This window comes from Adlercreutzia sp. CNCM I-6216 (genome assembly GCF_977113345.1).
The window spans coordinates 1-10,480 of the sequence record NZ_CDSBIE010000024.1 but is presented as its reverse complement, the minus strand read 5'-3'; the positions used below and the strand labels follow the sequence as shown (position 1 = coordinate 10,480).

General features: G+C 55.6%; 4 protein-coding genes. All 4 read left to right on the top strand.

Features of this window, described 5'->3' with window-relative positions; genetic code table 11:
- The first annotated feature begins 860 nt into the window (after positions 1–860).
- On the top strand, positions 861–3,050 hold the full coding sequence (locus ACYVRU_RS11985; protein ID WP_461186203.1) for a MucBP domain-containing protein: 2,190 nt from the start codon (positions 861–863) through the stop codon (positions 3,048–3,050).
- 15 nt (positions 3,051–3,065) lie between these two features.
- The gene (locus tag ACYVRU_RS11980) at positions 3,066–8,276 is read left to right on the top strand and encodes a Spy0128 family protein (RefSeq protein WP_461186202.1); all 5,211 of its coding nucleotides are present in this window, start codon (positions 3,066–3,068) and stop codon (positions 8,274–8,276) included.
- Between the two features lie 158 nt (positions 8,277–8,434).
- Positions 8,435–9,034, top strand: a complete 600-nt coding sequence (locus ACYVRU_RS11975) for a signal peptidase I (RefSeq protein ID WP_173111216.1) — start codon at positions 8,435–8,437, stop codon at positions 9,032–9,034.
- Between the two features lie 179 nt (positions 9,035–9,213).
- The gene (locus ACYVRU_RS11970; protein ID WP_232325506.1) at positions 9,214–9,987 is read left to right on the top strand and encodes an Rpn family recombination-promoting nuclease/putative transposase; all 774 of its coding nucleotides are present in this window, start codon (positions 9,214–9,216) and stop codon (positions 9,985–9,987) included.
- The last annotated feature ends 493 nt before the right edge of the window (positions 9,988–10,480 follow it).

Genomic DNA, 10,480 nt, shown 5'->3' with positions numbered 1-10,480 from the left:
TTGAACGAAGTGAGAGGCAGCGCCTTTAGACGCTGCCGGCCCCCCTCGGCCTTATAGGCCCAGAGCAAACCACCCCTTTGAGGGGTGGTTCATGATTGTATAGCTGTCTGCTAAGAGAAGTAGAAGCAAGAAAGGGGATATGAGTCATCCCTAACGCATTGTCACTAGTTTCGCTAAGCGCCGTTCGTTGAAAAGCAGTTATCGTTTTCCACGGGTTAACCCCCTACAAGGCGTTTTTAATATAGTCATTACCCTGTCATTTACCTAGTCATCTTCTTTTGGGCTTATGGGAAGTGGCGAACGAAACCCCAGGTCAAAGCCTTGTATTTTGAGTAGCAGCCATAATTGTCTCATTTGTTGTCATTTTTGGCAGTAGACAAATAGCCTCAGATCAATAAAGTGATCCTTAGCACTGACAGAGAGTTAGCTTGCTAAAAGATGATTTGACGGGTAGACAATAGCCTGATGAGCCATCTAAAATAGCAAGCGAGAGAGCAGGATTGCGAATCAGCTGACAAAGAGAGGCGGCGCTTCGCAATCAACGAGGAGAAGAGGATCGCCGACGCGCCCGAGGCCCCCGCCTCGCGCGCGTATAGGTGCATATAGCACCAGAGGCGATCGCGAGCAGCAGAGGAGACACAAATGAGGAAATCGGTCATGGGGGTCTCGCTGAAAAGAGAATTTTCGGCCGAAGCCTTCTAGCCTTTACTCTTGCAGCCACGTTGGCTTTTCCGGCGGCGAGTCTTTCTTTCGTTGCCCAGGCCTTTGCCGACGACCCTTCGAATGGTGATGCGGCAGAAGCACCTGCCGCTCCTGTAGTCGACCCGATCAAACACGGCGACGTTCACGGCATCGATTTCATGACCCCCATGGCTGAAGATGGCCTGTGGGATCTCTTTCGCGTGGAAAACGGCGCAGGGAAGACCATCTATATAGAGGTTGAGAAAGATGGCACAATCATCGCGCCGCGTTTCGCCTACGCTATTCCCGAGACGCAGGATACCGATCCCGAGGCAAAGGATGCCTACACTTCCGCACCCGACTACGCCGGCGATGCCACCTCCTCTCGCATCGCCCAAATTGTCGCGCTGAAGATCGCCCAGCCGGTTCCGGCGGCTCAGGATGCCGAGGCCCCAGCCCCGGCCCCGCAATCGCTGCAGGACGTGTTTGGCGACCCGAACAATTTCCCTACCTATACCGTGAAAGTGTTCGACGCGAAGCGCGGCGGTGATCCGCTGTACGCGGGCACTATTTGCCCCATCTACGCGAAGCTTGTCAACGACCCCGCCGTGCCGAGCGAGGATGAGTGGAAGGTGCTCGGCATCCGTACGATCGATCCCGACATTGACAAGTTCGCGGAAACGGTCGGCGCTGGTGCCAGCTACTACAAGAACCTCACGGGCGACACCCCCATCGTATTCCAAAGCATGGCGACGACCGAAGCCGGTGAGCCCAAAGCCGAGGTGCAAGATGTCGCCTCCGGCAAGCGCCTCGTCGTCACCTATAACCAAGTTGAAGCCGACGCTATTTCCGGCGCTGTCAAGTACGTCGATGTCGATGGCAACATCATCGAAACGGAAATCGTGGAAAACCTCGGCGAAGGCAAAGAGGTTGCTATCAAGAAGTCTTTCTTCAAGACGACTACCGATGAGGCCGGCCAGGAGACCACGCATTATTATCGCGTCATCCAGCGTCTCACCGGCTCCACCATCATGCTGACGCCCGAGCAGGCCACGAAGCAGATTCGCGTTATGGAAGTGAAGAACACCGAAGCCGGCGCCTATCAGGTCACCATTAACTATGTGGACGATAACGGCAATACGTTGTGGACCGACAGCGTAGATGTGAAGGGCAAGGGCTACCAATACACCCTGCCGAACTCCTTTTCGATGAGCGCTGTCACGAATGCAGCGGATGCGCCTACCACCGACCGCGACAAGGGACAGTGGGGCGTCAACTACTACACGCTGGATTCTTGGACCATCGAGACCAATGCGACGGACGACAATGTGGCCATTGGGGCCCGCTCGGCGGAGACCCAGCAGGGCAATCCCGTCGTCGCCTTCGAAGCGGGCGAGTATCCGGCCGGCCGCACGGTAACGGCGAAGTACGTCTCGCAGGCCACTACGAAGAAGGTCAACCTCACCGTGATGGAAATCAACGGTGAGACGGGTGCTCTTATCGATAAGATCCACTACGAAGTCACCCCGGAGCAGACGGCCACCTACACCCCGGCCCCGAAGAACGGTCTGGTGCCGTGGTCTGGCAATATGGAGCCCATCACCTACGCGTGGGAAGATCTGGAAAAGGGCACCGACGTGCTCCAGTACGTCTACTACGTGCCGGAGGACTACACGCCGGGCGATACCTACGACATCACCGTGCAGTACATGAACATCGCCAACAGCCAGATTCTCCGCAGCGAGACCATCACGATAGATCCTGAAACGAACGACTTCGTGAACATCCTCGGCGAGGAGCGCTTCTCGCTGGGCGACGACACCTACGTGCGCTTGGCGGGTCAGGAAACGGCCATCCGCCACGCCTACTTCTCGCCGGCGCGTACCTACACCATTTACTACCGCGATGTGAACGACGAGCTCAGCGCGCAGATCACTATTCGCCGCACGCAGATCGTCGACACCGAGCGCGTGGTGACGGTGCCGGGCACCACAGTGATGACGGCCGCTCCGGTGCTCGCTGCTGCCCCCGCTGCGGAAGGGGCTGCTGCTGATGCCGCCGACGCCACGGCTCCCGCTGCCATCGATGCCGGCATAGGCACCGGCGACGCGGAAGCGGTCATCAACGACGACGATAATCCGCTGGCAACGCTCGGCGGCCAGGACACCACTACCGAGCGCACCATCGTCGATGACGAGAACCCGCTCTATTCCGGGCTCGTCCAAGATGTGGCGTCCTCCGGTTCCGGCACGGCGCTGCATGTGGCTACGGGCGCTTTCGTTCTCGTGGTCGCCGGCCTTGGCATCTACTGGTGGATGCGCCGCCGCAAAAAGAACGAGCAAACCGCAACCGATTCGATGAACGCCTAAAGGGAGGAGGACGACATGACCAAGTTGCTGCAGAACAAATCGATCATCAAATTCTTGGGAATCGCCCTGTCGATCCTACTGATCGTCGCCCTTGTCCCCCAGATCAACATCGCCTACGGCTCTAAGGACGACGTCCTAGCCGACACGGGTACGGAAGAATCCGTCGAAGATACGGACGATCTGGAAGGCGCCGAAGATGCGGAAAATGCTGAAGGTGAAGAGGAGGGGGTCCTCTCAGAAGAAAACGTCTTAGACGGTGCAACTCTCGATGGGGAAGAGCCGCCTGCAGGCGAAGAGGCCAGGATCATGGCGACGGCGCTCCCCGAGGAGAATCCCAAGACAGTTGCCGAAACTCCTGTGGAGACGAAATCGGAGAAGTTGGCCAACAACATGTCGCACACCATCGACGGCGACGTAACCAATACCTCTAACCTTCTGACCTTCAGCGGAAACGAAACTTACACTCTCACCGTCAACGGTACGCTTCGCAGCGACATCAAGGTGACTGGTGGCGCCAAGCTGACCATCATTGGTACCGGCAAAATCATCGGTACAGGTACCAGTTCTGTCATATCTATACTTGGTTCAAACAGCAAGGTCACTCTCGGTACAGAAAACGGTGCGGGGCCCACTGTTACAGGAGGTAAAGGATCGGCGAGTCCTGGTGGCTCTGGTGGCTTCAACAACGGCGCAGGCACGGTAGGTGGCGGCGTTTTCGTGAACGACAGAGCTAGCTTCATCATGCACAGCGGCGCCATCACCAAGAATGAAGCGGGAGCTGGTGGCGGTGTATTCGTGTGGAATGGTTGTCATTTCGAGATGACGGGTGGCGAGATCTCTAGTAACAAAGCAAAAGACCCCGATAAAACGGATGGCTCCGATGGTCCTTTGCGTGCCCATGAAGGTGGCGGCATTTTTACTGACGCAAAAGACACCAAGATAACTGGTGGCTCCATCATTAACAATGAAACAGAGACTACTACCGACTGGGGCGGCGGTGGCATTTACATCAACAACAATGGCACCTTGATGATTCCCTCTGCCCTCATTACGAATAACAGTGCCGCCGGTCTCGGCGGAGGCGTTGCTGGTTGTCCTCATGCGAAGATTATTATTGGAGAAAAGGAGACAACCAGCGCTGGCCAGTTGGAAAGCAGCGCCGCCGTGTTCAAGAACACTGCTTCTGGAACAAGCTATCCTTTGAATACGGTGTTGCGTTTCAATGTTCCTGCGTCTGTTGTTTCTTCGGGCAAGAATGTTCCCTCGGGCGACTTCTTCCTTACTGGTATGGGCGAAGGCGAAATTGCCAAGTTGCTAACAGGAGAGAACCCCGGCAGGATAGAAAACGGTAAGCTTACCTACGGATGGGGAACAAAATATACCCTCGAAAACAAGGACTATGCGAGCAAGTCTTTTAAGGTCGATCTTGCGCAAGACTATTACTGCACTCTCGCGAGTTATGTTTCTGCGGACAATACCCTTGTGCGTAATGAAGGAGAAACGCTTGCTTGGCGAGGGTTCGAGGTTGGTATGCCTCCCGTGAACGGTTGCTCGGTGAGCGATACTGGATTGTGGTCAAGGGAAATCGGTATTCCTGTGGGCCAGAGCTATGAATCCCATGATGCCACCCTTTGTCTTACTAACACGGCTACTGCCGATAATGTGAACATAGCCCGAAGTGTCATCATAACAGGAAACAAAAGTGGAACTCACGGCGGTGGTATTGCCTGCAACGGCGCGATCAAGTTCGGAAAGTTCGACACGGAAGAAAAAACCACGGTGAACCCTTACACGGTTTCACTGACGAAGAAAATTGTTAACAGCTTGGGTGATCTTCTAGACATTGGTTCCGATGACGTTTTCCGTTTCGAGTTAACTGACAAAGAAACGAATGAGACATACGAAGGATACACCGAGAACGGTGATCTGAAATTTATATTGCCTGGTTTCAGTGCCGAAGGCCCGAAAGAAAAAACCTTCTCTTTGAAGGAGATCTTAACTAATGAACAGAAAGACGCGGGTTTTGTGTCTTCTATTCCCGACGGCATCGATGTTCGTGTCAGTCTGAATGTCAAAAAAGAGGTGGCTAGCTACAAAGAAAAGGACAACAACGTTCTCCTGACTTCCACGACCTACACCACCACGGTCAGCTCAGTGCAGATTGGCAATCAATCGGGCGACGATGCTGCAACAGTTACGAACACGCTGGATTTGAAGACGTCTGTGAACATTCCGGTGACGAAGATCGCTGATGGTATTGCGCCTGGCAACTTTGCATTCGGGTTCAAGAAGATTGATAACATTGATGATGCTGTCAACGATCCGGGCGATCCCACGGAGCTTAAGCAGGCTAACAGCCTTGTCAGCATTGCTGCAACGGAGGGTGCAACCGTCAAGGAAACCGGACAGCTTGCTGATTCAACAAATCAGAAGGTTGAAGGTACTGTTTCCTTCGATACTGAAGAGTACACTGCACCGGGAACTTACTGGTATGCCATTGCTGAACAAAACGGAGGCAGTCAAGACGTTGCCAACGGAGTAGATTACGATGGCGCAGCTTACCTTGTGAAGGTTGATGTAAAGCTGTCCGATAATAAGCGTGGCTTGGAAACGAACAAGACTATCTACAAAGCGGCTTACGGTGAAACCGCTCTTGAAAACGTGGCAGTTGCTGGTGTCAAGTTCGAAAACGTTGCCATGAAATATGCTGGGTTCAATCTAGGTCTGACGAAGCAGATTCTTACTACGCTTGGGAAGAACTTGCCTCTCAACGATAGGACGTTTAGCTTTGATCTCTACGAGGGCGAGAACCCGGCTGCAGAAGCGAAGCCAGTTGCGTGGGGCGCCACTGATCCCACGACGGGCAAGCTCAATCTGCAGATCGCCGATGGCAAGTACGCTAAGGAAGCCTTCGAGGAGGCATCTCACGAGAAGGAGTTCACTTTCACGCTAAAGGAAACCCCGCTTGAGGGTGATGTGGCGAACTTCATGTCGACTATCGAACCTGCGACGGTGAAAGTGACTTTGAGTGCTGTCGGTCAGCGCACTGCCGAGAACGGCCGAAGCATCTATCTCGTGACGCCCACGGTGAAGACGATGACCGTCAACGGCACCGATGTTGAAGTTGCGAACAATGAAATCACGGTCACGAACCGTTATGCGCCCAATGGAACCTGGCAGTTCCGGGCTGACAAGTTCTTCTACGGACTTGGCGAGCCGAGCGACTGCAGCTTCTCCTTGGTTGAGATCGAGCGGGCGCCCGGCGAGGATGAAGCGGTTTCGTCCATAGCCGTTAAGAAAGACCTCGAGAACAAGGAGTTTACCCCTCTGGTTGCTAACGTCACCAAGGATAAGCTCGCGGCTGGTAAGGCAACCATTGAATTCCCCGACATCACCTATGTTGCTGAAGGCAAGGGCGAGAACCAGCGCAACGACATCGGCGACCACTACTATCTCATCACCGAAAATGGCGACGATGCTGCCAAGGACACGACGGCCTATGTCATCAAAGTGACTGTAGCGGTTGATGAAGGCAATCCTGCTAAGCTCACCGCCACTGGAACGGTGCTCGGTTACGCTGACGACATCAACTCCCCGCTGAACCCGCTGACCCTTCCCGAAGGCGAGCTCCCAGCGTTCTACAATACCGACACCTACGATCTGATCAGCGCTGCCAGCTATAGCGTGTACGCTGCTAGCGGCGAGCCGGTCGATCAGGTGTGCTACGTCGATCCGAAGATCGTCAAGAACCTCGAGGGCCGCGCCATCAAGTCTGGCGAGTTCGCCTTCAAGCTCATTCAGGTGGCGAACTACAATGACACCGAGGGCGAGCTCATCTCCGCCACTACTAACGACGAGTTCGGCATGGTCGACTTCGACAAGGCGAACAACGTTTCCGGCGACCTCGAGAACCCCAGCTGCCTGGCTTACACCAAGCCCGGCACCTATTACTACCGCGTCATCGAGGACACCAGCAAGGGCGGCATGAACGACCAATCCGTGCTGTACAGCGATCAGGTGATCACCTTCACCACGGTCATCGAGCAAGATGAGGCGACCGGTCAGCTGGTGTGCACCGACATGTACTACGGCTGGTGGGACGCCGCGGCCAACCAGAACGTCCGCTTCGACGAGCAGTACGCCGACTATGAGACCCAGCCGGGCAACATCGGCGATATGTCGAAGCTGAATCCCGATTGGCACCCGACCATCAACAACAAGGCGCGTCCGATGGATCTGCAGGTGCGCAAGACCAGCGTATCCGATCGCGATGAGGGCCTGGTGGGCGCCACTTACGCGCTGTACATGGTGAACGAGAACCCGCAGGGCGACATTTGGCTCGCTGAGGCGACCTCCGAGGAGGGCGGCTGGATCACCTACAAGAACGTGAGCCTTGCCACCAACAACCTGTACTACTTCAAGGAAACGGCTGCGCCCGCGGGCCATACCGTGAGCGAGTTCCGCAGCCCCTACTTCTACCTCGTGGAAGATGCGACGTCCGCCAACGGCTATGCCCTGAAGTACACTGACACCAAGTACTTCGACGCCGCCGAAACGGAAGCCGCTGCCGCTCCGTTGGCCGCTGCTGAGGCTCAGGCTCTGCAGGCTGCCATCGCCGCCCAAGCCGAGGCGACCGCGGCCGATGACCAGACCAAGCCCGGCCACAGCGCCGACGGCAACATCCTGCTGACCTACGACAAGGACGGCGGCGTCTACGACGAAACCACCCAAATCGAGGTGAACAAGCTGGACACGCGCACCCACGAATGGGTGGAAGGCGCCAAGCTGGTCATCCTCGATAAAGAATCGGGAAAGGAAGTGGCCAGCTGGACTTCGGGCAAGGCTCCCCAGAAGCTGGCGAAGACACTGAACGTCGGCACCACTTACCTCCTGCGCGAGGTGGAGGCTCCCGGTGAGTACCGCCTGGCCAACGACGTTGAGTTCGTCATCGACAACTACGGCAACGTGACCATCACCAAGGGCACGGAAAACGGCAACGCCGAGCTGTCCGACAACACCATCACCCTCTACGACACTATGATGGACGCTGAAGAGGTCGAGCAGCGCGAGCACGAAACCACCCGCGAGGTGCCGCTGGGCACGATTCTGGCCCAGACTGGCGACATGCTGCCGATCCTGGGCATCGGCCTCATCGTGCTGGCGAGTCTGATCGCCCTTATCGTGGCCGGCCGCCGGCGTCGTGCAGGAAAGGATGACGAGAACTAGGATGTGTCGGGAGTCGCAGGCAACCGCCTGATTGAGATACCATGAGGGATACGCGCGAGGCTCTTCGGGGCTTCGCGCGTATCTGTGCTTGATAGTAAAAGATGAGCTATTGACTAAGGAAAAGACAGAGCAAACAATCCATCGACCCCATGATTTCCATGACTGATGCAGTAGCTAACATACCGGCAGGTTCGCTCGGCGTTTCAGGGCCGGCGGAGACGTCGGATGCATTTGCGCGCGACGTTAAGAAGCGCCTCGCGCGGTTGCGCATTGTGTCGCGGCTCTGCTCGATCGTCGGTGCCGTGCTCCTGGCGGCGGTTGCCCTGCTGGCTATCAGCGCAACAGTGGCGCCGCGCTTCATGGGATTGCAATCCTATACCATCGTATCGGGATCCATGGAGCCGTCATTTCCCGTGGGCAGCCTCGTGTACGCCGAACCCATCGAGCCCGAGGCGTTAGCCGTGGGTGACGTGGCGGTCTTCTGGCGCAATGACGAAGTCGTCATTCACCGCGTGGAGGAAAACCTTTACGAAGACTGCGAACTGATCACCCGCGGCGACGCCAACGAAGGCATCGACGCGCATCCGGCGCTGTACGACAACGTGGTCGGCCGCGCCGTGAACCAGATACCGGGCATCGGGTATTTCGTCATGGCGCTGGCGTCGCTGCCGGGAAAGCTCGTCTTGGGTTGGGTCGTCCTCATGGGCGCCGCCTTCTCCATAATCGGCACCGCCATAGCCTCCCTCGCGAGGCAATAATGCAGCGCCTCCGCCAACAAATCTTCGTTATTTTGTACCTGAAGTTCTCGTTTTTTTGCTTGTAAAACCTCGTTATTTTGAATATGACAATCAACCGTCCCTCCTCAGGATCCGGGACCTGGTGCCCGCCATGCCAAGATTAGCGGTTTGGTTCCCATCTCCCAAGTTGGCTGAGGCCTTTGTCAATTGATCCCAGCATTGAGGGTCGCGGCGTGAGGCTCGACGCTTATGTAAAAGGGGAGGGAAAAGCCTTCAACATCGAAATGCAAGCGCAGGCTGAATACTACCTTGGATGCAGACTCCGCTATTACCAATCGGTGATCGATAGCGATCTGCTCCACAAAGGAGATGACTACGAGGACTTACCTCGCAGCTATATTATCTTTCTCTGCGTTCACGATTCGTTCGGCTGCGGTCTCCCCGTGTATACCATTGAACCGAGGTGCTTGGAGAATAATGACTGTCAGCTGGATACGCGCTGCACGTGGATCGTCCTTAACGGAAGCGCGTGGGTAAAAGAGGACGACGAGAAGCTGCGATCCTTGCTACAATACATCGAGGACGGTACCGTTACGGAGGGCGATGATCTTGTGGCCCAAATTGACCGTCTGGTTGTAGCGGCCAACGACGATGATAAGGTGATGAGCGAGATGATATCCGTCAGTACTGTGGAGGCCAACGCCGAGCGTCGTGTTCGCCAAGCTAAGAAGTTCTATAGCGAAGTGGGGTTCAAGCAGGGCTATGAGGCCGGAGAAGAGCAGGGCCTCGAGCAGGGCCTCGAGCAGGGCCTCGAGCAAGGCCTCGAGCAAGGCCTCGAGCAAGGAAAGAAGGAAGAGGCCGCTCGCATCTCAGCGTTAATCAACCGCCTTCTCGCAGACGGGAGAGAGCAAGACATTTTGCTTCTTGGTGATCAGGAAGCCCTAGAGCGCCTCCTGAAAGAGTACTCCCTATAGCGCAAAACGCCCTACTGATTATTCCCGTTTCCAGCTGCGCTGATTTCATAGCGAGTGACACTGGATTTCGGCACGAGCCGCAAGTGCGGTGAGGTTCTCCTTCCCGAAGCAGGATTGCCGAAGATCTCGCTGCCGAAAATCTAACAGCGCTACAGCTCGCCCCTTCCAATCTTCGTTATTTTGTACCTGAAAGTCTCGTTTTTCTTGTAAAATCTCGTTATTTTGAATATGACAATCAATCGTCCCTCTTCAGGAGCCGGGATCTGGTGCCCGCCACGCCAAGATTGGGGGGTTTGACATCCGCCTGCTCGAAGCTCGAAGCAAAATCCGGAAAATACAAAGTGGAATCTTCGGATTTTGCAAAGTGAGAATGTCGGAAAATACAAAGTGAAATGGGGATGCTGACGAAAACCTGTCCCGAATCATCACGATTTGGAGGTGGAGATGTACTCGAGAGAAGAGAAGCTGAAGGCTGTGGAGTTGTTCATCAGAT

Bases quoted from the DNA above. Each gene is read 5' to 3' on its own strand.
- ACYVRU_RS11985 (WP_461186203.1), top strand. From the start codon at position 861: ATGACCCCCATGGCTGAAGATGGCCTGTGGGATCTCTTTCGCGTGGAA.
- ACYVRU_RS11980 (WP_461186202.1), top strand. From the start codon at position 3,066: ATGACCAAGTTGCTGCAGAACAAATCGATCATCAAATTCTTGGGAATC.
- ACYVRU_RS11975 (WP_173111216.1), top strand. From the start codon at position 8,435: ATGACTGATGCAGTAGCTAACATACCGGCAGGTTCGCTCGGCGTTTCA.